The sequence below is a fragment of the Jatrophihabitans sp. YIM 134969 genome (assembly GCF_054456675.1).
Window position 1 is genome coordinate 14,892 of record NZ_JBTJEQ010000002.1, and the last position, 22,590, is coordinate 37,481.

General features: G+C 72.5%; 18 protein-coding genes. 9 read left to right on the top strand and 9 right to left on the bottom strand.

The genetic code is table 11. The features are described from left to right. Positions 1-36 precede the first annotated feature (36 nt). The gene (locus tag ACXR2U_RS01395; RefSeq protein WP_458823124.1) at positions 37-1,260 is read left to right on the top strand and encodes an MFS transporter; all 1,224 of its coding nucleotides are present in this window, start codon (positions 37-39) and stop codon (positions 1,258-1,260) included. Here ACXR2U_RS01395 and ACXR2U_RS01400 read toward each other — a convergent pair. Then, complete coding sequence (locus ACXR2U_RS01400) at positions 1,251-2,633, bottom strand: NAD(P)/FAD-dependent oxidoreductase (protein WP_458823125.1); 1,383 nt, start codon at positions 2,631-2,633, stop codon at positions 1,251-1,253. The genes ACXR2U_RS01395 and ACXR2U_RS01400 overlap by 10 nt on opposite strands. Before the next feature lie 102 nt (positions 2,634-2,735). On the opposite strand from ACXR2U_RS01400, the gene ACXR2U_RS01405 reads away from it, so the two are divergent. Beyond that, positions 2,736-3,266 (top strand): MarR family winged helix-turn-helix transcriptional regulator, encoded by a 531-nt coding sequence (locus ACXR2U_RS01405; protein ID WP_458823126.1) that lies wholly within the window; start codon positions 2,736-2,738, stop codon positions 3,264-3,266. A 96-nt stretch (positions 3,267-3,362) separates the two neighbouring features. On the opposite strand, the gene ACXR2U_RS01410 is transcribed toward ACXR2U_RS01405, so the two are convergent. The 4 genes from ACXR2U_RS01410 to ACXR2U_RS01425 all read right to left on the bottom strand — a co-directional run bounded on the left by ACXR2U_RS01410 (position 3,363) and on the right by ACXR2U_RS01425 (position 8,767). Beyond that, positions 3,363-4,262, bottom strand: a complete 900-nt coding sequence (locus ACXR2U_RS01410) for an NADP-dependent oxidoreductase (protein WP_458823127.1) — start codon at positions 4,260-4,262, stop codon at positions 3,363-3,365. Between the two features lie 54 nt (positions 4,263-4,316). Further along, positions 4,317-5,066 carry an SDR family NAD(P)-dependent oxidoreductase gene (locus ACXR2U_RS01415; RefSeq protein ID WP_458823128.1) on the bottom strand — a complete coding sequence of 250 codons (750 nt, stop codon included), beginning with the start codon at positions 5,064-5,066 and terminating at the stop codon, positions 4,317-4,319. Positions 5,067-5,161: 95 nt separating this feature from the next. Continuing rightward, positions 5,162-5,941 carry an SDR family NAD(P)-dependent oxidoreductase gene (locus tag ACXR2U_RS01420; RefSeq protein ID WP_458823129.1) on the bottom strand — a complete coding sequence of 260 codons (780 nt, stop codon included), beginning with the start codon at positions 5,939-5,941 and terminating at the stop codon, positions 5,162-5,164. Positions 5,942-6,022: 81 nt separating this feature from the next. After that, positions 6,023-8,767: a LuxR C-terminal-related transcriptional regulator gene (locus tag ACXR2U_RS01425; RefSeq protein ID WP_458823130.1), complete on the bottom strand. Its 2,745-nt coding sequence runs from the start codon at positions 8,765-8,767 to the stop codon at positions 6,023-6,025. A 55-nt stretch (positions 8,768-8,822) separates the two neighbouring features. Here ACXR2U_RS01425 and ACXR2U_RS01430 point away from each other — a divergent pair, with 55 nt between their 5' ends. Together ACXR2U_RS01430 and ACXR2U_RS01435 are read left to right on the top strand one after the other, a co-directional pair. After that, the gene (locus tag ACXR2U_RS01430) at positions 8,823-9,452 is read left to right on the top strand and encodes a TetR/AcrR family transcriptional regulator (RefSeq protein WP_458823131.1); all 630 of its coding nucleotides are present in this window, start codon (positions 8,823-8,825) and stop codon (positions 9,450-9,452) included. 118 nt (positions 9,453-9,570) lie between these two features. Beyond that, complete coding sequence (locus tag ACXR2U_RS01435; protein ID WP_458823132.1) at positions 9,571-10,371, top strand: alpha/beta hydrolase; 801 nt, start codon at positions 9,571-9,573, stop codon at positions 10,369-10,371. A gap of 1 nt (position 10,372) precedes the next feature. On the opposite strand, the gene ACXR2U_RS01440 is transcribed toward ACXR2U_RS01435, so the two are convergent. Then, complete coding sequence (locus tag ACXR2U_RS01440; RefSeq protein ID WP_458823133.1) at positions 10,373-10,927, bottom strand: TetR/AcrR family transcriptional regulator; 555 nt, start codon at positions 10,925-10,927, stop codon at positions 10,373-10,375. A gap of 75 nt (positions 10,928-11,002) precedes the next feature. Between ACXR2U_RS01440 and ACXR2U_RS01445 the strand changes: the two genes are divergently transcribed. Next, positions 11,003-11,950 carry an SDR family NAD(P)-dependent oxidoreductase gene (locus ACXR2U_RS01445; RefSeq protein ID WP_458823134.1) on the top strand — a complete coding sequence of 316 codons (948 nt, stop codon included), beginning with the start codon at positions 11,003-11,005 and terminating at the stop codon, positions 11,948-11,950. Between the two features lie 16 nt (positions 11,951-11,966). On the opposite strand, the gene ACXR2U_RS01450 is transcribed toward ACXR2U_RS01445, so the two are convergent. The 3 genes from ACXR2U_RS01450 to ACXR2U_RS01460 all read right to left on the bottom strand — a co-directional run bounded on the left by ACXR2U_RS01450 (position 11,967) and on the right by ACXR2U_RS01460 (position 14,882). Next, positions 11,967-12,500, bottom strand: coding sequence for a carbonic anhydrase (locus tag ACXR2U_RS01450; protein WP_458823135.1), 534 nt, complete (start codon positions 12,498-12,500; stop codon positions 11,967-11,969). A gap of 65 nt (positions 12,501-12,565) precedes the next feature. Then, a complete protein-coding gene (locus tag ACXR2U_RS01455; protein WP_458823136.1) occupies positions 12,566-13,522 on the bottom strand; it encodes a GlxA family transcriptional regulator in 957 nt (318 codons plus the stop codon). A gap of 388 nt (positions 13,523-13,910) precedes the next feature. Continuing rightward, positions 13,911-14,882: an aldo/keto reductase gene (locus ACXR2U_RS01460; protein ID WP_458823137.1), complete on the bottom strand. Its 972-nt coding sequence runs from the start codon at positions 14,880-14,882 to the stop codon at positions 13,911-13,913. An 88-nt stretch (positions 14,883-14,970) separates the two neighbouring features. On the opposite strand from ACXR2U_RS01460, the gene ACXR2U_RS01465 reads away from it, so the two are divergent. The 4 genes from ACXR2U_RS01465 to ACXR2U_RS01480 all read left to right on the top strand — a co-directional run bounded on the left by ACXR2U_RS01465 (position 14,971) and on the right by ACXR2U_RS01480 (position 22,570). Further along, positions 14,971-15,579, top strand: a complete 609-nt coding sequence (locus ACXR2U_RS01465) for a TetR/AcrR family transcriptional regulator (protein WP_458823138.1) — start codon at positions 14,971-14,973, stop codon at positions 15,577-15,579. Beyond that, positions 15,567-16,664, top strand: a complete 1,098-nt coding sequence (locus ACXR2U_RS01470) for a Gfo/Idh/MocA family protein (protein ID WP_458823139.1) — start codon at positions 15,567-15,569, stop codon at positions 16,662-16,664. Before ACXR2U_RS01465 ends, ACXR2U_RS01470 begins: the two co-directional genes overlap by 13 nt. 64 nt (positions 16,665-16,728) lie before the next feature. Further along, positions 16,729-18,171: a methyltransferase domain-containing protein gene (locus ACXR2U_RS01475; RefSeq protein ID WP_458823140.1), complete on the top strand. Its 1,443-nt coding sequence runs from the start codon at positions 16,729-16,731 to the stop codon at positions 18,169-18,171. A gap of 316 nt (positions 18,172-18,487) precedes the next feature. After that, on the top strand, positions 18,488-22,570 hold the full coding sequence (locus ACXR2U_RS01480; RefSeq protein WP_458823141.1) for a discoidin domain-containing protein: 4,083 nt from the start codon (positions 18,488-18,490) through the stop codon (positions 22,568-22,570). The last annotated feature ends 20 nt before the right edge of the window (positions 22,571-22,590 follow it).

The window sequence follows — 22,590 nt, forward strand, 5'->3', positions numbered from 1 at the left end:
CACTTGGACGCGATGTCCACGAACAGGAGCACGATCGTGTCCTCCCTCGCAGAGGCCCGCCCGACCGACCAGCAGACAGCACGGCAACCGAGTAGCGGTGTCGTCCTGCTGCTCGCGGTCGCCACCGGTGCGGCCGTCGCCAACCTCTACTACGCCCAGCCGCTGCTGGAGCTCATCGGCCGATCGCTGCACGTCGGCAACGGCGCGGCCGCGTTCCTCGTCACCCTCACCCAGATCGGCTACGCCCTGGGCCTGATCCTGCTGGTGCCGTTGGGTGACCTGGTCGAGAACCGCAAGCTGACCTCGACGATCCTCGCTGCGACCGCGTTGACGCTCGTCGCGGCGACGTTCGCCCCGAACTTCACGGTGCTGCTGATCGCCCTCGGGGCGGTCGGCGTCACGTCCGTCGTCGCGCAGGTGCTCGTCCCGCTCGCCGCGCACCTGGCCCCGCCGGACCGCCGCGGCTCGGTCGTGGGTCGGGTCACCAGCGGCCTGCTGCTCGGCATCATGCTGGCCCGCTCGGTCAGCAGCTTCGTCGCCGGCCTGTGGGGCTGGCGCGCGATCTTCGGCATCTCGGCCGTCCTCATGATCGTCATCGCCGTGTTGATCCGGAAGCTGTTGCCGCAGCGCCAGCCGGAGAGCACCCACCGCTACCCGCGGCTGATCGCGTCCACCGCCCGCCTCGTCGTCGAGGAGCCGACCCTGATGCGGCGGGCGCTCGGCCAGAGCCTGCTGTTCGCGGCCTTCACGGCCTTCTGGACCGGGGTCACCTTCGAGCTGATCTCGGCGCACGGCCTCTCGCAGACGCAGGTCGCGGTCTTCGCGCTCGTCGGCGCCGCCGGTGCCGCCGCTGCTCCGGTCGCGGGCTGGCTGGGCGACCGCGGCCACGGCGCACGGGGACGGCTGCTCGCGGCGATCGTCGCGCTCGCCGCCATGGCGGTCGCCGGGTTCGGCGCCGGCAGCGTGGTGCTGCTCGCGGTCGGTGGCGTGTTGCTCGACCTCGCCGTCCAGACCAACCAGGTGCTGAGCCTGCGGGACGTGTACGGCCTGCGCCCCGACGCCCGCGCCCGGCTCAACTCCGTCTACATGGCCAGCCTGTTCCTCACCAGCGCCGCCGCGTCAGCCGTGGCCGGCCTGCTGTCCGAGGCGTGGGGCTGGCACGCCGTGACGATCTTCGCCGCCGCGTGCGTCGCCCTCGCGGGGCTCCTGTGGCGCCCGGACCGTCGACCCGCCGCCCCGGCGCCCGTCGTTCAGTCGTAGATGCCGGTGGCCTGGGCGCGCTCGATGAGCGCGTCCTCGGCCCGCACGTTGTCCAACTGCACGACGCGGGTCGGCAGCACGCTGGCGTAGAGCCAGTCCGTCGCGACGCGGATCTTCGCCGAGGTCGTCGGCAGGGCGTAGAGGTGGTAGCCCCGCGCGACGACCTTGGCGATCGCGCCGGTCAACGGGACGCCGAGCGGGCGCGCGACGGCCGCGGTGCCACCGAAGTCCGCGACCAGACCGAGGTCGTGGTGGCGGTAGTGCCGGGGCGTCCCGTGGCCGAGGCTCGCCGCGACGTTGCGGGCGAGCGTCGCTCCCTGGCGTTCCGCGTGCTGGGCGGTGGGTGCTGTCAGCGGCTGTTCCTGCCCGGAGGTGACGGGCATCGTGGTGTCCGGGACGGCCGCGGCGTCGCCCGCGGCCCAGACGTCGTCCACGCCGGGGACGGCGAGGTCGGTGCCGACGACGAGACGACCGTGGCTGGTGGGCAGTCCGAGCTGCGCGATGAGCGGGCTCGGGGCGACACCCGCGGACCACACCAGCGTGCGGGTCGGGATCACCGTGCCGTCGGACAGCGTCACCGACGTCGAGGTGACCGCGGTGACGGTCGTCTGTAGCCGCACCTCGACGCCGCGGCGGGCGAGGACCCGCAGCGCCGACCGGCCGAGGGCGGGGCCGAGTTCGGGCAGTACCTGGGCGGCGATGTCGACGAGCACCCACCGCACGTCGTCGGGGTCGACCGAGGTCCACCGTTCCGCGATCCCGCGCAACAGGTGCTGGGCCTGGGCGACGTACTCCGAGCCCGTGTACCCGGCGCCGACCGCGACGACGGTGAGCCGTTCCAGCCGTTCGCGGCGGCCCTCCTCGGTGTCGGGCAGCGCGTCCGCCCGGTCGAGTTGCGCCAGCAGGTGGTTGCGCAGGAACGCTGCCTCCTGCAACGTCTTCAGCCCGTGGGCGTGGTCGGCGACGCCGGGGGTGTCGAACTCGCGCGTGACCGCGCCGGGTGCGAGCACCAACCGGTCGTAGGCCACGTCGAACGCGCCGGCGTCGGGGGACTCGACCTCCACCGTCCGCGCCTGCAGGTCGGCGGCGACCACCCGACCGTGGACCTGGTGCACGCCGGGCACGGCCTGCCGCAGCGGCACCGCGATGTCGCGGGGGTCCAGGACGCCGGTCGCGACCTCGGGCAACAGCGGGCTGTAGAGCAGGTAGTCGGTCGGCGAGATCAACGTGATCCGCGCGAGATCCCCCAGTGTCCTGCGGAGGTGTCGCGCCGCGTAGAAGCCGGCGAACCCTCCACCGACGATGACGACCTGCGCGCTGTCCGCCGGTGGCTCGTTCCGGGCGCGTCGTGCGTGTCCTCGGCCGTACGGCATGTCGTCCCCCTCGCGTCGGTGGTGGGTCAGCTTCGCAGAACGGTGCGGGTGCCAGATGATGTGGTGGTGTCGGGTGGGGGTCGCCCGGGGGGAGAGGGCGTCATGTCACGCAAGCCTGCGGCGGGGAGCTCCGACGACGCGTGGCTCGATCCGGAGCAGCAGCGGGTCTGGCTGGCGTGGATGCGCATCTCGTTGCGCCTGGACTACGAGCTCAACCGCGAACTCCAGGAGGACGGCGGCCTGTCCCACCCGGACTACCACGTGCTCGTGGCGTTGGGCGGGGCGGCGGGCGGCCGGTTGCAGCTCTCGGACCTCGCCAACACCATCGGGTGGGAACGCAGCCGCCTGTCCCACCACCTGCAGCGCATGACCACGCGCGGATTGACCCGCCGGGTGCCCTCGGCCACCGACGGCCGGGCGACCGACGCCGTGATCACCCCGGCAGGTCGGCGCGCGCTCGCCGCGGTCGCGCCCCACCACGCCGCGTTCGTGCGGGACCTGTTCTTCGGTGACCTCGACGGCCGTGACCTGCCGACCCTCGCCGGGTTGCTCGAGCGGGTGTACGACGGCGTGCTGGCCCGCGGGACGTTGCCGCCGCCACCGGCCGCCGATGGCCCGTCCGTTGCCAGGTGAGCCGACTGGAAGTCGTGACCGAGAGATGCGGGCCGAACGTTGCATCTTGCACCACCGCGCTCATCTCACGGTCGCCCCTGGTCGACTGACCCGCACTCAGATCGCCAGGAGGAACTTCGTGCGTTCGCCGGCCTCGAGCCGGGCGTGGGCGGACGCGGCGTCGGCGAGTGGCACGGCGACGTGCGACCGCAGGGTGAGGCTCCCGTCGGCGAGGCGCGCCATCGCCTCGTCCAGGGCGGCCGTGGCGCCGGCGGCATCGGGCCCCGAGAGCCGCACGCCGTGCTCGACGGCGGTGTGGTTGCTCAGGGTGATCACGCGCTCGGGCCCACCCGCGAGCTCGACGGCGGCGGCGAGGTCGGAACCGGTCGCGGCGTCGAACACGGCGTCGACCGTCGCGAGGCGACGGACGGCCGCGACGAGACCGGGTCCGTACTCGACGGGTGTCGCGCCGAGTTCCTCGGCCGTTCCGAAGTCCCCCCGGCGAACGGCGGCGATGACGCGGGCGCCGCGGGCCACGGCGACCTGGGTGGCGATCGTGCCCACCGAGCCGGTCCCGCCGAGGACCAGCAGGGTGTCGGACCCCGTGACCGCCAACTGGTTCAGCACCCGGACCGCAGCCTCACCGGAGGCGGGGAGAGCGGCGGCGTCCTCCCAGCTGACCGTCGTGGGCCGGCGGACCCAGAAGTCGGCGAGGACCAGTTCGGCGTAGCCACCGAGTCCCGGCAGGAACGCCGCGACCGCGTCGCCCGGTGCGACGTCGGTGACCGCACTGCCGACGGCGTCGACGATCCCGGCGGTCTCGAACCCCAGCACCGTGCCGGGTGGTGTGGGGAACGCCTTGAGCGCACCGGAGCGGATGGCGAGATCGGTCGGTCCGACCCCGGAGAACCGAGCCGCGACGCGGATCTGCGACGGGCCGGGTTCCGGGACGGGGACCTCGGTGAGACGGAGGACGTCGGGGCGTCCGAAGTCGGTGAGGACGACAGCGTGGGTCATGGTGAACCTCGGGAGGTGGTGGGATGAGACGACGGTGGGTTCCGCAGCTGACGCTCAGACCTGACTGGCCCCGCCGTCGACGTAGAACTCGGACCCGGTGACGTACCGGCTCTGGTCGGAGGCCAGGAACAGCACGGTGTCCGCGATCTCCTCGGGCCGGCCCAGCCGCTTCATCGGCACGCCGGCCGCGAGCGCCTGCAGCAGTTGCTCGGCAGCCTCGGGGCCCGCACTAAGTCCGCTGAGCCCGGGTGTCGCGATCGGTCCGGGGGCGATGCTGTTGACCCGGATGTGGCGGTCCATCAGCTCGACGGCCCAGCTGCGGGCGAAGGAGCGGATGGCGGCTTTGCTCGCGGCGTACACGCTGAACGACGGCGCGGCCTTGACGTCGATGTTGGAGCTGGCCAACACGATCGACGCGCCCTCGTTGAGCAGCGGCAGGGCCTTCTGCACCGTGAACAGGGTCCCGCCGACGTTGCCGGCGAATGTGTCCGTGAAGTGGGCGACGGTGATGTCGGGCAGGGCCGCGAACTCACCGCCCCCGGCGTTCGCGAACAGCACGTCGAGGCCCGCGCCTCGCGCCGCGATCGCCGCGAACACCCGGTCGAGGTCGTCCTGGTCCGCGACGTCACCACGGATCCCGGTGGCCGACGATCCCAGCGTCGCCACGGCCGCATCGAGCGGCTCCTGGCGTCGGCCGGTGATGAACACGTGCGCGCCCTCGGCGACGAACCGTCGCGCGGTGGCGAGACCGATCCCCGCCGTCCCGCCGGTCACCAACGCCGTCTTGCCGTCCAACTTTCCCATCGTGGGTTCCTCTCTCGTCGTGCATGAACGTGACATGTCATGCAAGACGTCGAGGCCCGGAGTTGTTCCCGACCCGACTCAAGTCTCCGGGGAGCTCACCAGGTCGGGATCAGTCCGCCGTCGATGCGGATGTCGGCGCCGGTGACGTTGAGGGCCTTGTCGCTGGCCAGGAACAGCACGGCATCGGCGACCTCCTCGGGCTGGGTGAAGCGGCCGGTCGCCGAGGTCGACACCGCCGAGGTGGCCACCTGCTGCGGGGTGAGGCCGGTGGCGCTCGCCACCGTCTGCGCCACGCCACCGTCACCGAGCCAGAGCGCGGTGGCGACCGGGCCGGGACTGACGGTGTTGGCACGGATCCCGTGCGGGCCGAACTCCTTGGCCAGGGCCTTCGTGAAGTCGGCGAGGGCGGCCTTGGCGGCGCCGTAGTCGACGACGTTCGGATCGGCCAGCGTGCTGTTCACCGACGAGGTCATGACGACAGCCCCGCGACCGGCGGCGACCATCAGTGGCAGAGCGGCCCGGCACGCGCGGACGGCGGCGAGCAGGTTGAGCTCGAGCGTGGCCTGCCAGTCGTCGTCGCCGACCGACAGGAAACCGCCGGTCCGCACGGGGGCGGCGCCGACGTTGTTCACGAGCACGTCGACCCGGCCGTCCGACGCGTCGACCAACTGCGCGGGTCCGGTGCGCGAGGAGAGGTCGACGGCGACGGCCCGCACCCGGCCCGTCTGCTGGAGAGCGGTCAGTTCGTCGGTGACGACGCGCGACCCGGCGACGACGTGGGCGCCCTCGGCGGCGAACGCCTCGACGATCGCGAGTCCGATGCCCCGCCCTGCCCCGGTGACGACGACGGTGCGGCCGGTGAGTCCGAGATCCATGCGGGCAACCTAGGTCGGCCGGGTCGCTCCCGGCGTCGGTCACGTGACTGCATCGACGACCACCGGTGCCGGGTGCAACAGTCATCCGTCGGGTGGTTCGAGCGCTCTCAACTGGGTCCGCGTGGTGACGCCGAGCTTGGGGAAGATCCGGTAGAGGTGCGACCCCACGGTGCGGGGCGACAGGAACAACAGATCCCCGATCTCGCGGTTCGTGAGCCCGGCGGCGACGTGGCGCACGATCTGGCGCTCGGTGACCGTGAGGCGCACGGCGGCCTGTGGATCGGTGGGAACCCGGCTCGCGCCGGATGCCCGCAGCTCCTGGCGGGCGAGGTCGGCCCAAGGGGCGGAACCCAGGCGATCGAACTCGACCAGCGCGAGCTCGAGGGGCGCCCGGGCCTCGGCGACGCGTCGTTCGCGCCGCAGCCAGCGCCCGTGGGCCAACCGCACCCGGGCGCGCTCGTAGGGCCAGGTGTCGCCGCTGCGCTCGGCGAGCGCCGCGTGGAAGTGGCGTTCTGCGTCCTCGCGGCGCCCGCCGTCGGCGTGGACGACGGCCCACGCGTGGTGGCGCAGTTGCCGCACCCGGGCCGACACCTCAGGGTCGGCCGGGTCGCCGTCGCGGGCGAGGATGCGCTGGACGTCCTCGCGGTGTCCGCTGCGCAGGGCCGATTCGGCGAGATCCGCCACCGGGTAGCGGGAGGCGTGGAAGTGCCTGACGCGGTCCCCGTTGGTCGCGGCATGGGACAGGTGCGTCCACGCGGTGGCGTGGTCACCGGCGCCGAGGGCGGCCAGTCCGCGGCTGTGGTGGCCACGGACGTCGACGGCGGTGCTCGCCGCCGGACCCAGCCGGCGTCCTCCTGCCGATGTGCCGCGTTCCGCCGCCTCGCGGTCACCGCGGACCGCGGCGAGGTGGGCGAGGCCGACCAGCGCGGCCGCCTCGGCCGTGGTCTGTTCCCAGGTGCGCGACACCAGCACGGCCCGGCGCAGGTGCCGGTCCGCGGCGTCCCACTGCCCGGACTCGAGCAGCGACCACCCGAGGACGAGCAGCGCCTGACCGTCCGGGTCGGCCGCGCCCTCGGCCCGCGCCGTCAACTGCGTGATCGCCGTCGCCGTCTCGTCGAGGATCCAGGCGGCGGCGCCGACCTCGACCAGCGGCCGTGGCCCGAGCCGTGTGACGACCGCCGACACCCGTTGGCGGCCGTCGTCACCGTGGTAGCGGCCGGTCGCCACCCCGGCCCAGGTGTTGACCGACGCCTGGAACAACGGCACCGCGGCCCCCGGGTGGGTCGCCGTGTCGTCCACCAGGACGCTGACCCGTAGCCGGGCCGTGGGCCGTCCCAGGTGGTACGCGACCGTGGCGGCCGGCCCCAGGGCGGCTTCCCGTGGCAGCGGGTCGCCTTCGACGAGGTGCAGCAGGGTGTCGAGGGCGGCGTCGTGGCGGCCGGAGACGGCATCGAGCCAGGCTTGCGCGCGCGTCGCGAAGGCGTCGACCTCGGGGTCCGGCCCGTGGCGCAGGGCTTGGGCGGCGAGGCGCCGCGCCGTCGGCACGTGGGACGAGAAGGCCGCCGCGCGGAGGCCCGCGACGAGGTGGATCCGCGCGTCCGAGGTGTTCCCGCTGAGTTCGGCGGCCAGTTCCCAGGCGGCGATGGCCCGGTCGTGGTCGCCGTCGGCGTCCCACCGGTTCGCGGCGGCGGCGAGGTCGTCGGCGAGGACGTCGTCGGGCCCGAGGCTGCTGGCGGCGCGGTGCCACACCGCCCGACCCGGGTGCGCGGCCAGCCGGGCGACCCAGCGCAGGTGGGCTGCCCGCCGTTCGTCGGGCGACACCGCGTGGAACACCACCGACCGCAGGACGGGGTGGCGGAACCGGACCCGCCCGTCGCGCTGCGCGATCACCCCATGTGCGGCCAAGGGCGCCCAGGCGGTCGCGTCCGGGTCGCCGCCGACGTCGACCGCGCTGAGGTCCTCGTCGTCGCCGACGGCGAGATCGACGACGGCCGCCCGCGTCGCGGCCGGGAGCCCGGAGAGGTCGCACGGGAACGCGGCCGCGATCGTGCGGGTCGGTCGCAACGGCCCGGACAGCACGGCGCGCTCGGTGAACGGTTCGCCGGCATGTTCCCTCGCGAGCTCCCGCAGCACCAACGGGTTGCCGTCGGCGAGCGCGAGGACGGCCAACCGTGTGCGTCCCGTCGGGAGGACCGCGCAGGCGTCCAGGATCTCCGACGCGTCCTGCAGCCCCAGCGGCGCCAGGTCCAGCACCGCGTTCGCGCGTTCGAACCCCGCGGGGCGCAGGCCTCCGACCTGCGCCGCGAGGACGGACACCGCCTCGGACCCCACGCGTCGGCCGAGGAACGCGACCACCTGGGCGGACGCCGGGTCGAGCAGGTGGAGGTCGTCGACGACGACCGCGACCGGTCGAGTCGCCGCGAGCAGGCGCAGCGCGCTCAGCGCCCCCGTGGCGACGAGCAGGGGATCGTCCGCGGGAGGGTCGTCGAGACCGAGCGCACCGAGCAGGGCGACGCGTTGCCGCGGTGGGAGGGCCGCGTCGACCTGTTCGAGGTCGGCATGCAGGAGTTGGTGCAACCCCGCGTACGGCATGGCACGTTCGTCGACGCACCCGGCGGCCCGCAGGACCCGGTGCCCCGCAGCTGACACCGCCTCGCCCGCGCGGTCGACCAGCCAACTGCGGCCGATGCCGACCGGGCCGAGCACCACGGTCGTCGTCCCCGGCGACTCCAGTGTCTCGACGGCGGCGGCCAGTTCCCGATCCCGGACCACCGCGACTCCCCACCGTCGAAGGTAGAACGAACGTTCCAGCTGCTTGCGGCTCATGCTGTACCGTCGCGGGCCCGGAGCGCAAGCCCGTTCCGGCGACGACGGAGGTGTCATGGTGAGGCGGCCTGCGACCGCGGCCGGACGCCGCCAGCGCGCGCTGGCCACGGCGCGTCGGGAACGCGCTGCCACCACCAAGGCGCGCGACCGCATCCTCACGACGGCCGACCGGCTCTTCTACGGCGAGGGCATCCAGGCCGTCGGCGTCCAACGCGTCGTGGAGGAGGCCGAGGTCACCCGGGTGACCTTCTACCGGCACTTCCCGTCGAAGGACGACCTGGTCCTCGCCTACCTCGACGCCCGCGCGAAGCGGGCCCACGCCGCCGTCGGGCGCATCCTCGAGGCGCACGCGGGCGACCCGCGGCGGGCCCTCGAGGTCTGGGCGCAGGCGGTGGTCGACGACGGTGTGATCGACGAGTACCGCGGCTGCACCTTCGTCAACGCCGCCGCCGAGTACGGCGACGGTCAGCACCCCGTGCGTCGGGCGGCGATCGCGCAGCGCACGTGGGTGAAGGACACCACCGCGCAGCTGCTGCGCGAGGCCGGCCATCCCGATCCCGACGCCGCCGCCCGCACGTTGCTCGCGCTGCGCACGGGTTTCGTGTTCGCCGCGGGGCTCGAGGACCCACCGGAAGGCGCCCGGGACTTCCTCGCGGCCTGCCGCCGCGTGGTCGACGGCGCCTGACTCGGCCACGGCTCTCCCCGAGGTCCGCGCCGACGGGTGCAGTCATGTGACTCACGCGGGCGACCGGTCAGGGCCGCGACCATTCCCCGCGACCCGTCAGCCCGTCCGAGGAGCCGCCATGAGCGCCGTGTCCCGTCCCGTCGTCTTCATCCACGGCCTCTGGCTGCACGCCACCTCGTGGCAGCCGTGGATCGACCTGTTCGCCGACCTGGGCTACGAACCGGTCGCGCCCGGCTGGCCCGGCGAGCCCGCCACGGTCGAGGCCGCCCGTGCGGAACCCGACGCCGTGGCCGACATCGGCATCGACGACGTCGTCGAGCACTTCGCGAAGATCATCGCCGATCTGCCCGCGCCGCCGGTCCTGATCGGCCACAGCTTCGGCGGGATGATCGCGGAGAAACTGCTCGGTCAGAACCTGGGCTCAGCCGCCGTCGCCATCGATGCTGCCCAGATCAAGGGTGTGCTGCCGCTGCCGATCTCCGCGTTGCGTTCGACCCTGCCGGTGTTCAAGAACCCCGCCAACAAGCACAAGTCGGTGATGCTCACGGCGGAGCAGTTCCGCTACGGGTTCGGCAACGCCGTCCCGCCGGAGGAGTCCGACGCGCTGTACGAGCGGTGGGCCGTTCCGTCGCCGGGCAAGCCGCTGTTCGAGGCGGCCACCGCGAACTTCTCGCCGCACTCACCGGCGGCCGTCGACACCGACAACGAGACCCGTGGCCCGCTGTTGCTGATGACGGGCGGTCAGGACCACACCGTTCCCGAGGCCGTCACCAAGGCGACGTTGAAGCAGTACCGGCACTCCGCCGCCGAGACCGACCTGGTCGAGTTCGCCGACCGCGGGCACTCGTTGACCGTCGACCACGGGTGGCGCGAGGTCGCGGGTGCCTGCGTCCAGTGGCTCCAGGCCCACGACCTGTGACCTAGAGCTGACGCTCGGCGCGCAGGCCGTCGGCGACGAACCGCCCCAGCCGACGCGCCCGCTCCGCGGCGTCGCCACCGGGGGCCAGGCTCCACAGACCCGAGAGCAGCGCCAGGACGTCGTCGGCGTCGAGGTCGCGCCGCAGGGTGCCGTCGTCGGCGCCCGCGGCCAGCACCTCGGTCAGGGCGGCGACCACGGCGTCGCGGGCGGGAGGTCGTGACGACGTGGGCAGGCCGTGGAGGATCTCCGCGATCGCGCGCTTGGTGGCGGAGTAGTCGACGAGGCGGTCGATCCACGCCGTGAGGGCGGTGGCGCCGTCGACACCACCGACCAGCAAAGACTCGGTGTCGACGAGGTGGTCGATCTCGCGGCGGTACGTGGCGGCCACCAGGTCCTCGCGGGTCGAGAAGTTCCGGTACAGCGTCGCGATGCTGACACCCGCCGCCTTGGCCACCTCGTCGAGCGGCACGGCCGCGCCGCGCTCGACGAACAGCACCGCGGCGGCGTCCACGAGCGCCTGCCGGTTGCGTTGCGCGTCCGCTCGTCCTGCCGCCACACCACAACCGTAGTCGGTCTACGGAAAGCTGCTACAGTCCGAAACGTAGGCTCACTACGTTTGAGGAGACATTCCGTGACCAGCAGACTGCAGACCCCGTTCTCCGCCCGGACGACCGCGGACGAGGTCGCCGCCGACACCGACCTGCACGGGCGCCGCGTGATCGTCACCGGCGCGTCGTCGGGCATCGGGATCGAGACCGCCCGGACGCTCGCCGCGCGCGGCGCCGCCGTCACCCTCGCGGTGCGCGACACCGCCGCGGGCAAGCGCGCGGCCGACGACGTCGTCGGGGCGCACGCGTCGGCGGCCGTCGACGTGCGCGAACTCGACCTCGCCGACCTCGCGTCGGTGAGCCGGTTCGTGGAGGCGTGGGACGAACCGCTGCACGTCCTGGTGAACAACGCGGGCGTGATGGCCCTCCCGGAGCGCACGCTCACCGACGCGCACGTGGAGCAGCAGTTCGCCACCAACCACCTCGGCCACTTCCGCCTCGCGGTCGGGCTGCACCCGTGGCTGCGCGCGGCCGGGGGAGCGCGCGTGGTGTCGCTGACCTCGACCGCGCACCTGTTCTCGCCGGTGCTGTTCGACGACCTGGCGTTCGACTTCGTGGCGTACACACCGTTCGCCGCCTACGGACAGTCCAAGACCGCCAACGCGTTGTTCGCGGTCGAGGCGTCGCATCGCTGGGCCGGTGACGGCATCACCGCCAACGCCGTCATGCCCGGCGGTATCGCGACGAACCTCCAGCGCCACGTGGACGCCGGGGTGCTCGCCGCCGCGCGCCGCGACGCCGGTGCCGGCACCGAACTCAAGACCGTGCAGCAGGGTGCCGCCACCTCGGTGTTCGCCGCGGTGTCCCCGCTGCTCGAGGGGATCGGCGGGCGGTACCTGGAGGACTGCGGTGAGGCCGCGCCCGTCGCGGCCCGTTCCGCCAGCGACGGCCGTCACGGCTACGCCGCCTACGCGCTGGACCCGGACAACGCCGCGCGACTCTGGACGGTCAGCGAGCGCTTGACCTCCTGAGTCGTTACCGACGGACTCAGTGGCGTGGGTCGACGACCCGTTCGACCCGGCCGGTCGCGACGTCGTAGGTGTAGCCGGACACCGCGACCCGGTCGCTGACGTTCGGCGCGGCCAGGATCTTCGCGACGTCGATCCGGACGGTCGCGGCCGGGTCGACCACCGCGGTGTCGCGCAGGACGCGGTCGTCGTAACCACGCGCGACGAACCCGGCACACAGGTCGTCGTCCGCCATGAGGCCGGAACCGCAGTCGGTGTGGTGCACCACCGCCAGTTCGAACCACTCGGCGTCCGGGGTCTTGACCTCGTGCAGGTAACTGATCCAGGCGAGGTCGTCGAGGAACCCGTCGTTGACGCGTCCGCCGACGGTGCGGGCCACGATGGCGTCACCGAGGTCGAGTTCGAAGATCGCGGCCGGATCGACCCGGGGGTCGATGCAGGTCAGGACGTAGGCCTGCCGATTCGGCAGGAACGGGATCGCCGGCACGTGGAGCCGGGCGTCGGTGGCGGCGAAGACGGCGTTGCGATCGAGCAGATCGTCGAGGTGGGTCATGCGATCCAGTCTCGGTCGCGGCGCCCGGTCCCGTCCTCGGCGATCCGGCCAGCCGTCGCAAGAGTTCAGCCAGTGGTGAGCTGACGTCGGTGCGCCCGTCGGTACGCCGTCGGCGTGGTGCCGAGGTGACGCGCGAGCTGGGAGCGCAGGCTCGTCCCCGTCCCCAGGCCGGTGCGGGACGCGATCTCCTCAACGGACAGCTCGGTGGTCTCGAGCAACCGTTGCACCTCGAGCACCCGCTGGGTGGTGAGCCACCGGGTCGGCGTCATGTTCGTGCGGAGCTTGAAGTGCCGTGCGAACGAACGTTCGGGCATCCCCGCGTGACGCGCCATCTGGCTCACCGTCAACGGGCGGTGCATCTCGGCCACCAGCCAGTCGAAGGTCTCGGACAGTCCGTCGTCGTCGGCGACCTGCGTCGCGAACTGCGCCTGGCCGCCCGGACGGTGGGCTGCGACGACGAGCTGCCGAGCCGCCCACGCCGCGGCCGCCGCGCCCAGGTCGGCCCGGATCATGTGCAGGCACAGGTCGACGCCCGCCGAGAGGCCGGCACTGGTCAGCACCCGGCCGTTGTCGACGTAGAGGACGTCGGCGTTCACCCGCACCGCCGGGAACCGCTCGCGCAGGTGCTCGGCCTCCTTCCAGTGGGTGGTGGCCGTCCGGCCGTCCAGCAACCCGGCGGCCGCGAGCGCGAACGCGCCGACGCACACCGACGCCACCCGCGCACCGCGGGCGTGGGCTTCGCGCAGGGCGGCGAGTGCGGCCGGCGGTGGTCGGTCGAGCGGCCGGAACCCGGGCACGACCACGGTGTCCGCCTCGGCCAGGAGGTCGAGCCCGGCACCGACGGTGACGGCGAACGGCGCGGTCGTGGGCACCGGTCCGGGTTCGACACCGCACACCTCGAACCGGTAGTGCTCCGGCAGCTGACCGAACGCCTGGGCCGGGATGGCGAGGTCGAACGGGATGACGCCCGGCAGGACGAGCGCCACGACCGTGTGCCGCTCCGCCGAGGGGTTCGGGTGCACCCACTGTGACTACCACGCGCCGGCGCTCACCGGTCGCGGACCGGTCGTCGGGCCGGCGTGGTGACACCCGTTCGACCGGCAGGTCCGAACGGATGCCACCACGCGGCGGACGGCGCGGCTCCAGTCGGGGGTCCTGGTTCCACGCGGCCCGGTGCACCGTCTGCGGGCAGCCCCGGCTGATCCGGGGAGGTCGGCCGGGTGCCGCCGCAGTGGTGCGGACCCACGTCGCAGCGCATCCGGAGAGGTGCGGGCGCAGCGGGCCCACGACACCTCGCGCTGCGGTCTCAACACCGGGGTGACGGTCTGACCGCGGAAGGATCACACGTGCTTCACCCCGATTTCAAGGGGGCTCGGAGCGGAGGTGGGATCCGACGGGGTGTCTCGGTGGTCACGCGTCGATCGCCGCCATGTCGGCCGGGTCGTACCGCTCGCCCGATGCGGGCGTCAGGGCGTCCAGGCGGGCGATCTGCGCCCCCGTCAGGGTGACGTCGTCGGCAGCGGCGTTCTCCTCCAACCGTGCGAGGCGCGTGGTGCCGGGGATGGGCGCGATGTCGTGACCCTGCGCGAGCAGCCACGCCAGTGCGACCTGGGCCGGGGTGGCGCCGACCTCGCCGGCGACCGTCTCGACCACCTCGACCAGACGCAGGTTGCGCTCGAGGTTCCCGTCGGCGAAGCGGGGGTTGGTGCGGCGCCAGTCGTCGGCGTCGAGCGTGTCGAGCGAGCGGATGGTGCCGGTGAGGAAACCCCGTCCGAGCGGGGAGTAGGGGACGAAACCGATCCCCAACGCGCGCAACGTCGGGAGGACGGTGGATTCCGGGTCGCGCGACCACAGCGAGTACTCCGACTGCACCGCGGAGACCGGGTGGACGGCGTGCGCGCGGCGGATGGTGTCCGGACCGACCTCGGACAACCCGATGTGGCGGATCTTGCCCTCGGCGACGAGCTCGGCTAGCACCCCGACGGTGTCCTCGATCGGAGTGTCCGGGTCGAGGCGGTGCTGGTGGTAGAGGTCGATGTGGTCGGTCTGCAGACGCTGCAACGATCCCTCGACGGCCGCGCGGACGTTCGTCGGTGAGCTGTCCGGGACCTCACCACCGGTGTGCGAGACCAGGCCGAACTTGGTGGCGAGCACGACCTGGTCGCGCCGGCCCCGCAACGCCCGTCCGACGAGCTCCTCGTTGAGGTAGGGGCCGTACGCCTCCGCGGTGTCGATGTGCGTGATCCCGAGGTCGACGGCGCGCTGGACGACGCGGACGGCGTCGTCGTCCGATCGCCCGGCGCCGGTGTAGAACGCGCTCATCCCCATGGCGCCCAGGCCGATGCGTGAGACCTCGAGATCGCCGAGCTTGCTGGTCTTCATCTGTCCTCCGTCGTGTTGTGTCCCGTTCGGTACAGAACCGTAGCAGCTTCTGAACCGATCGGTAGAGATCTCGCGTAGGATCAGCTGCATGGACGCCGCACGGGGAACCACTGCCACCGGCCGACCGCGGGAGTTCGATCTCGACGAGGCCCTCGACCGGGCGGTCGACGTGTTCTGGCGGCAGGGCTACGAGGCCACCAGCCTCACCGACCTCACCGAGGCGATGGGGATCGGGAAACCCAGCCTCTACGCCGCCTTCGGCAACAAGGAACAGCTGTTCGGGCGGGCGCTCGAGCGCTACACCGAGGGGCCGGGTTCCTACGCGGCCCGTGCGGTGGGGGAGCCGACGGCACGTCAGGTGGTCGAGACGTTCCTGATCGGCGCGGTCGAGGCGACGACCCGTCCGGGTTCGCCCCATGGCTGCCTGGGCGTACAGGGTGCGCTCGCGGCCAGTGCGTCCGGTCAGGCGGTGCACGACCTGTTGACGGCCTGGCGCAACACGGCCCGGGCCGGTCTGCAGGCGCGGTTCCGGCGTGCGGTCGACGAGGGTGACCTCCGCGCGGACACCGACCCGGCGCGTCTCGCACGCTACGTCATGACCCTGTCCTTCGGCATCGCCGTCCAGGCGGCCGGCGGTGCCGGGCGCCGCGAACTGCGCGGCGTGGTCGAGACGACGATGTCCGCGTGGAACTGGTGACACCGGTGGAGTCCGTCGGTGTCGGCGTGGTCGGGCTGAGCGCGACCGGCGGCTGGGGAGCAGGTGCGCACCTGCCCGCCATGGCCGCGGCCGGTGGTTTCCGCCTGCGCGGTCTCGTCGCCAGTTCCGAGGCGGCCGGCCGTGCGGCCGGCACCGCCCACGGAGCGCCGGCCTACGCCTCGGTCGAGGAACTGGCGGCCGCGCCGGACATCGACCTCGTCGTCGTCACCGTGAAGACGCCCCGGCACCGCGAACTGGTCCTGCCGGCAGCCGCCGCGGGCACGGCCGTGTTCTGCGAATGGCCGTTCGCGCTGGACGTCGACGAGGCGCAGGAGATGGCGACGGCCGCGACGGGCCTGCCGACCTTCGTCGGTCTGCAGGGGCGGTCTTCACCGTCGTTCCGGTGGCTCGCGGCGCTGGTGGCCGACGGTTACGTCGGCGACGTGCTCAGTGCAACGGTTCTCTCGTCCGTCTCCGAGTGGGGATCCCCGGTGTCGGAGGGCGCGCTGTACACGCTCGACCGCGACCAGGGTGCTTCGATGCTGGGCATCGGGTTCGGCCACGCCATCGACCCGGTGCTGATGGTGGTGGGGGAGTTGATGGACGTCGTGGCGACCACCGCGACCCGCCACCCGCTGGTGCCGCTGGGCCGCACCGGCCGATCCGTGCCCATGACGTCGGTCGACCAGATCGCCGTGTCGGGAACGTTGCACAGTGGTGCAGTGCTGTCCGCGCACCAGCGCGGTGGTACGAGCTCCGGTGCGGGGTTCTCGCTGACGATCGACGGGACGGCGGGATCGCTCGTCGCCACCGCGGCGAACCACCCGCACATCGCGCCGGTGACGATCCGCAGCGCGCGCCGCAGCGACCCCCTCGTCGAGATGCCGGTGCCGGCGGGATACGACGAGTTCCCGCACCTCGCCCGGACCCACCTGCACACCCTCGCGCACGCCTACGCCGGGATCCGGCGGGAGCTCACGGGTGGCGGACATCGTGTCCCCGATTTCGCGGACGGCGTGCGTCGGCACCGGCTGCTCGACGCCGTCACACGCTCGGCGGTCACGGGGCGTCGCGTCGAGGTGTGACCGCACGGTCCGCCTCTGCCCGAAGATGCACCGTCGACGTCCGTCCGCGCCGTTACGGTGAGGCGTGACGACCGATCATGTCGATGCCGTCGGTGGTTCCGGGCCCGAGCTCGGAGCGCCGCGACCGCAGTGGACGCTGGTGGACGAGGGCTGGGGCCGGCGGGCGGCCGAGTTCGCGACGCTGAGTGAGCCCGCGAACTGCCGTGAGTACGTGGCCGTGCACCAGCTGCTGGGGGTCGGAGCCGGCGACCACCTCCTCGACATCGCGTGCGGTTCCGGACTCGCTGCGGAGTTGGCCGCAGCGCGCGGAGCGCAGGTGTCCGGCCTGGACGCGTCGGCGAGGCTGATCGCGGTCGCCCGCGACCGCCTGCCGGACGCGGACTTGCAGGTCGGCGACATGCACGCGCTCCCGTGGGGCGACGAGACGTTCGACGTCGTGACGAGCTTCCGGGGCATCTGGGGCACGACGCCCGACGCCGTCGCCGAAGCGCGTCGTGTCCTGCGCCCCGGCGGCCGCCTGGGCCTCACGGTCTGGGGTCACATCAAGGCGTCCCCGGGCGCGTGGGCGCTGTCGCCGTTCACCCTGGCCACGGCGGAGAAGGTCACCAACCAGGCGTCGATGGTGAAGCTCGGGCGTCCGGGTGCCGGTGAGGAACTGCTGCAGCGGTGGGGTTTCCAGGATGTGGCGCGACACGACATCCCCTTCGCGTGGGAGTTCGCCGACCCCGACCACTTCGCGCGCGCCCTGGCCTCGACCGGTCCGGGCTACGAGGCCGTCGCGGCCGTGGGGGAGGACCGGTTCCTCGCCCACGCCCGCGGCGTGGCCGCCGAACGGGTGAGGGCCGGGTTGCCCCTGCGCGCCGTGATCCTCGTCGTCGGCTACGTCGCGACCAAGCCCGTCGGAGACGTTCCCGAGCACACCGACGAACCGCCGGGGCACTTCCTGTCCGCCGCGCCCACGACGGCCGCGGCCGAACGCCTCCGGCAGGAGGACCTCGACGACCTCGGCTACGTCATGAACGCCTCGCGGTTGTGGGGTCACATGCCCGAGACGCTGGACGGGTTGTTCGCCCTGCTGGGACGGTGCGTCAAGCAGGGACGGCTCGACATGCGGACGCGCGGGATCCTCGTGGCGGCCACGGCCTCGACCCTGGGCGACGCGTACTGCTCGCTCGCCTGGGGTCAGAAGTTGGCCGCAGCCGCCGATGCCGAGCTGGCAGCAGGCGTCCTCGTCGGTGACGACTCGGCGCTCACCACGCAGGAGAGCGCCCTAGCGCGGTGGGCGCGGGTGGTCACCCGCGACCCGAACGGCGCGACCGCCGCCGACGTCACGTCCTTGCGGGAGGTCGGCTTCGACGACGCGCAGATCATGGCCGTCACGGTCTTCGTGGCGCTGCGGATCGCGTTCTCGACGGTCAACGACGCTCTCGGAGCAACCCCCGATCCCGAACTGCGTGCCGGTGTCGCGCCGCCGGTGGCTGCGGCCGTGACCTGGGGGCGTCGCTGACGGCGTTCGACCGGCCGCGTCCTCGCCCTGGCATCGCGGGCATGGGTCCGCCGTCGATTCCGGAGTCCGCGGACCTGCGATGAGATTCCTGCGGGCTCCCGAGGGCAGGACCGCTCGGCGTCCTGCGGCGGGTGCGGCGGATTGCTCGACGAGTCGGACACCTCGCGCGGGCGTCGGTCGATTGCGGCACATCGTCAAGTAATCGGCGCAGACCCCTTGACTCGACCGTCTCGCCCTTGCAGATTGACAGCGTTGTCATCGCGTCTCGAGTGATGACAACGCTGTCAGATCCCGATCCCACCTGGAGGACTCGCCGATGAGCCGCTCGCCGTCCGCCCGCCCGTCCGACACCCACGCCGAACCGGCACGCGGTGCGAGCCGCCGGGCCTTCCTCACCGGTGGCGCCACCCTGTTGGCCGGGTGGGGCGTGGCCGCAGCATGGCCGGGGAGTGCCGAAGCAGCTCCGGCCGGCCCGCCTGCCGCGACGCGGCGGGACCTCGCACTCTTCCGGCCGGCGACGGCCAGTTCGACCGCCTACGCCGCGACCCCGGCGTCGTTCGCGGTCGACGAGTTGTCCGAGGTGGGTGTCCGAGGCTCCGGGTGGCGCGCGGGCGGTGACGGGCCGGCGAGCATCACCGTGGACCTGCAGGCCTCGTGCACCGTCGAGGCCGTGACCCTGACGTTCGAGGCCCTCGCGTCCGACCCGCCCTTCGACGGCGACTACGGGCAGACCGACGGCAGCCAGGTGCTGTCGAGCGCCGCGACCGCTTTCACTGTCGAGGTCAGCACCGACACGACGACGTGGAAGCAGGTCTACGCGACCACCAGCGGGCCGGGCGGGGTCGTGGCGATCACGCTCGACGCCCCGGTGAAGGCCCGCTGGGTGCGCATGACCGCCACCGCGCAGGCCAACGCCAACCCCGTGGGCCTCAACGGCTTCCAGGTGTGGGGGACCACCACCGCGACCCGTCCGCCCGCGAGCGGGTGGACCAGTTGGGACGGCCTGCGCCGATCCGCGCCTGCGCTCACCGTCGCCGCCGACGGCTCGGTGCCGCTGGAGTCGGGGTGGGAGCTCACCCTCGACGACTTCGCCGGGTCTGCCACCGGTGCCGACCTGGCTGCGCCGCGCACCAGCGTCGAGCGCTGGCTGCCGGCGACCGTGCCGGGCACGGTGCTGACAAGTCTGGTCGAGCAGGAGCGTTTCCCAGATCCCGTCGAAGGATTCGCCAACCTGGAGATCCCGGAGGCGCTGTCTCGCCACGCGTGGTGGTACCGCCGGGTGTTCGCCCTGCCGCGTGGTCTCGACACCTCATCCGGACGGCACGTCTGGTTGGAGTTCGACGGGATCAACCACCAGGCCGACGTCTGGCTGAACGGCACGAACGTCGGCACCCTGGTGCACCCGTTCGCCCGCGCGCGGTGGGACGTCACGTCCGCACTGGCCGCCGGTGGCGGGCAGCACGGCCTCGCCGTCAAGATCACGCCGATGCCCCACCCGGGTAACCCCGGCGACAAGAGCGACAACGGCAACACGTTCGTGCAGGGTGGGCACCTGTACCTCGACTCGCCCACGTATCTCGCTTCGTCCGGGTGGGACTGGATGCCCGCCGTGCGTGACCGGGCGAGCGGCATCTGGAACCACGTGCGCTTGCGCAGCACCGGTGCCGTGGTCATCGGTGACCCGCAGATCGACACCACCCTGCCGAACCTGCCCGCTGTCGACGTCGCCCGCGTGCGGGTCGTCGTGCCGGTGCGGAACGTCGGCGCGAAGGCGAAGACGGTCACCGTGCGCATCGCCTTCGACCGCGTCTCGCTGGCCCAACAGGTCACCGTTCCCGCGACGAGCAGCACCGACGTGGTGTTCGACCCCGACCAGTTCGCGCCTCTGATGGTGAAGAACCCCGAGCTGTGGTGGCCGAACGGGTACGGCGAGCCCGCCCTGCACGACCTGAGCGTGACCGTCAGCAGCGCCAACGCCCTCAGCGACACCCGCACGGTGCAGTTCGGCATCCGCCAGTTCGACTTCGCGAGCGCCCAACCGATCGTCGTGCCGCCGTCGGCCGCCCCGACGTTCATCGTGAGCAGTGGAAGTACGGCTCCCGGACAGATCGTCGACCTCGGCCCGCAGAACGCACGCTTCGTGCGGGTGGCTCTCGGGCGCCGGGCCACCGGGTACGGGTTCTCCATGTACCGGTTGGCCGTGGTCAACTCCGTTGCAAGCAACAACGATCTCGCCGAGGGGCACACGGCGACCGCGTCGTCGCAGGAGGACGACGGCCACAGCCCGGCGTTGGCCGTTGACGGCGATCCCACCACCCGGTTCGCCTCCGGCCACGAAGACCACCAGTGGATCCAGGTCGATCTCGGCGCGACGACCGCGTTCGACCAGGTGCAGATCGCCTGGGAGAGCGCCTACGCGCTCGACTACGTCGTGCAGGTCTCGGCCGACGGTGCGGCGTGGACGGACGTGCAGAGTGTCGACAACGCGGCGGCCTTGGGCGATTCCGCCGTCCAGACCGAGTCGTTCCCCCCGACCACCGCACGGTGGTTGCGGATCCAGGGCCACAAGCGCGCCACGGGCTACGGCATCTCGATGTGGCGGCTGTCGGTGCTCGACTCGACAGATCCCGACACCGATCTCGCGCTGCACCAGCCGGCCACGGCGTCGTCCGACGACGGCAACCCCGCGGGCAACGCCACCGATGACAACCCACGGACACGGTGGTCGTCGAGCTACACCGACGACCAGTGGATCCAGGTGGACCTCGGCGCCGCGCGCGTGTTCGACCAGGTCCAGATCGACTGGGAGCAGGCGTACGCGCGCACCTTCGTGATCCAGGCCTCCGACGACGGTCAGACCTGGACCGACGTCAAGGCCGTCGACAACAGCGTCACCCAGTTGCGCATCAGCGTGAACGGCGTGCCCGTGTTCGCCCGCGGCGGCAACTGGGGCTGGGACGAACTCCTGCGCCGCACCGAGGGCCGACTGGAGACCGCGGTGCGGATGCACCGTGACATGAACTTCACCATGGTGCGCAACTGGCTCGGCAGCAGCGACCGGGAAGAGCTCTACGCCCTCTGCGACCGCTACGGACTCCTGGTGTGGAACGACTTCTGGGAGGCCGGGACGTTCCTGGACGACATCCCCGGATACGTCGACATCGCCGCCGACACGATCCGTCGCTACCGCACGCACCCGAGCATCGTCGTGTGGTGCGGTGCCAACGAGGAGGAACCGCCGCTGCACCTGGGGCAGGGGATGGCCGCAGCGGTCACGCAGTTGCACCCGGGCACGCTGTACGTGCCCAACTCGGCGGGCGGGGTCGTCAGCGGCCACGGGCCGTACCGGTGGATCGAGCCCGCGGCCTACTACGACCGCGACAGCTACGACACCGGCGCGTTCGGCTTCCACACCGAGATCGGCATGCCGGTGGTCCCGGTGACCGAGACCATGCAGAACCTCGTGGGCGACGAGCCCGGGTGGCCGATCACCGAGGTCTGGAACCACCACGACTGGTCACCGACGGCCAACCAGCAGACCGCCTCCTACCAGGCAGCGATCGACGCGCGGTTGGGCGCGTCGTCGACGCTCGACGAGTTCTGCCGGCGGGCACAGTTCGTGAACTACGAGAACCACCGCGCGATGTTCGAGGCCTGGAACGCCAACCTCACCGGTGACGCGACCGCGTTGCTGCTCTGGATGTCGCACCCGGCCTGGTACTCCACGGTGTGGCAGACCTACGACTACGACTTCGACGTCAACGGCGCCTACTACGGCGCGCGCAGCGCGTGCGAACCGGTACACGTGCAGGCATCGCTCCCGGACTGGACGGTGAAGGTCGCCAACAACACGACCCGTCAGGCACGGGGTGTCGTCACCGCCACGCTGTACGCCTTGGACGGAACGGTGCTGCGGACGCTGAAGCGCGCGGTGACGGTGGGCCCGACCACCACGGGCAAGGCCTTCGCGATGCCGTTCAAGGCGAACCTCCCTGCCCTGCACCTGCTGCGCTTGGAGTTCACCGACCGGGCGCGCCGGGTCGTGTCCCGCAACACCTACTGGCGTTACCGCAAACCGACGGACATGCAGGTGCTCACCACGGGCGCGCCCACCAGGCTCGTGGTCAGCACCGCCGCCATGGACCCCGCCGGCGGCGACGCCCGCCGCTCGGTAGCCGTGCGCAACGCCGGCACGACGGTGGCGGCGATGGTCCGGCTCTCGGTCCGCGACGCCGCGGGCAAGCGCGTTCTCCCCGCGTTCTACGACGACAACTACTTCTGGTTGCTGCCGGGGGAGTCGCGGACGGTCACGGTGTCGTGGCCCGCAGCGACCCCGGTCGCGGGAGGACCACGCGTGTGGGCGCAGGCGTACAACGCCCCGCGGGTCGGCGCGCGCTGATCGACGCGCCGACCGGCCCA

Coding starts and splice junctions, on each gene's coding strand:
- ACXR2U_RS01405 (WP_458823126.1), top strand. CDS start 2,736: ATGTCACGCAAGCCTGCGGCGGGGAGCTCCGACGACGCGTGGCTCGAT.
- ACXR2U_RS01415 (WP_458823128.1), bottom strand. CDS start 5,066: ATGGGAAAGTTGGACGGCAAGACGGCGTTGGTGACCGGCGGGACGGCG.
- ACXR2U_RS01435 (WP_458823132.1), top strand. CDS start 9,571: ATGAGCGCCGTGTCCCGTCCCGTCGTCTTCATCCACGGCCTCTGGCTG.
- ACXR2U_RS01460 (WP_458823137.1), bottom strand. CDS start 14,882: ATGAAGACCAGCAAGCTCGGCGATCTCGAGGTCTCACGCATCGGCCTG.
- ACXR2U_RS01430 (WP_458823131.1), top strand. CDS start 8,823: ATGGTGAGGCGGCCTGCGACCGCGGCCGGACGCCGCCAGCGCGCGCTG.
- ACXR2U_RS01465 (WP_458823138.1), top strand. CDS start 14,971: ATGGACGCCGCACGGGGAACCACTGCCACCGGCCGACCGCGGGAGTTC.
- ACXR2U_RS01420 (WP_458823129.1), bottom strand. CDS start 5,941: ATGGATCTCGGACTCACCGGCCGCACCGTCGTCGTCACCGGGGCAGGG.
- ACXR2U_RS01450 (WP_458823135.1), bottom strand. CDS start 12,500: ATGACCCACCTCGACGATCTGCTCGATCGCAACGCCGTCTTCGCCGCC.
- ACXR2U_RS01480 (WP_458823141.1), top strand. CDS start 18,488: ATGAGCCGCTCGCCGTCCGCCCGCCCGTCCGACACCCACGCCGAACCG.
- ACXR2U_RS01410 (WP_458823127.1), bottom strand. CDS start 4,262: ATGACCCACGCTGTCGTCCTCACCGACTTCGGACGCCCCGACGTCCTC.
- ACXR2U_RS01425 (WP_458823130.1), bottom strand. CDS start 8,767: ATGAGCCGCAAGCAGCTGGAACGTTCGTTCTACCTTCGACGGTGGGGA.
- ACXR2U_RS01400 (WP_458823125.1), bottom strand. CDS start 2,633: ATGCCGTACGGCCGAGGACACGCACGACGCGCCCGGAACGAGCCACCG.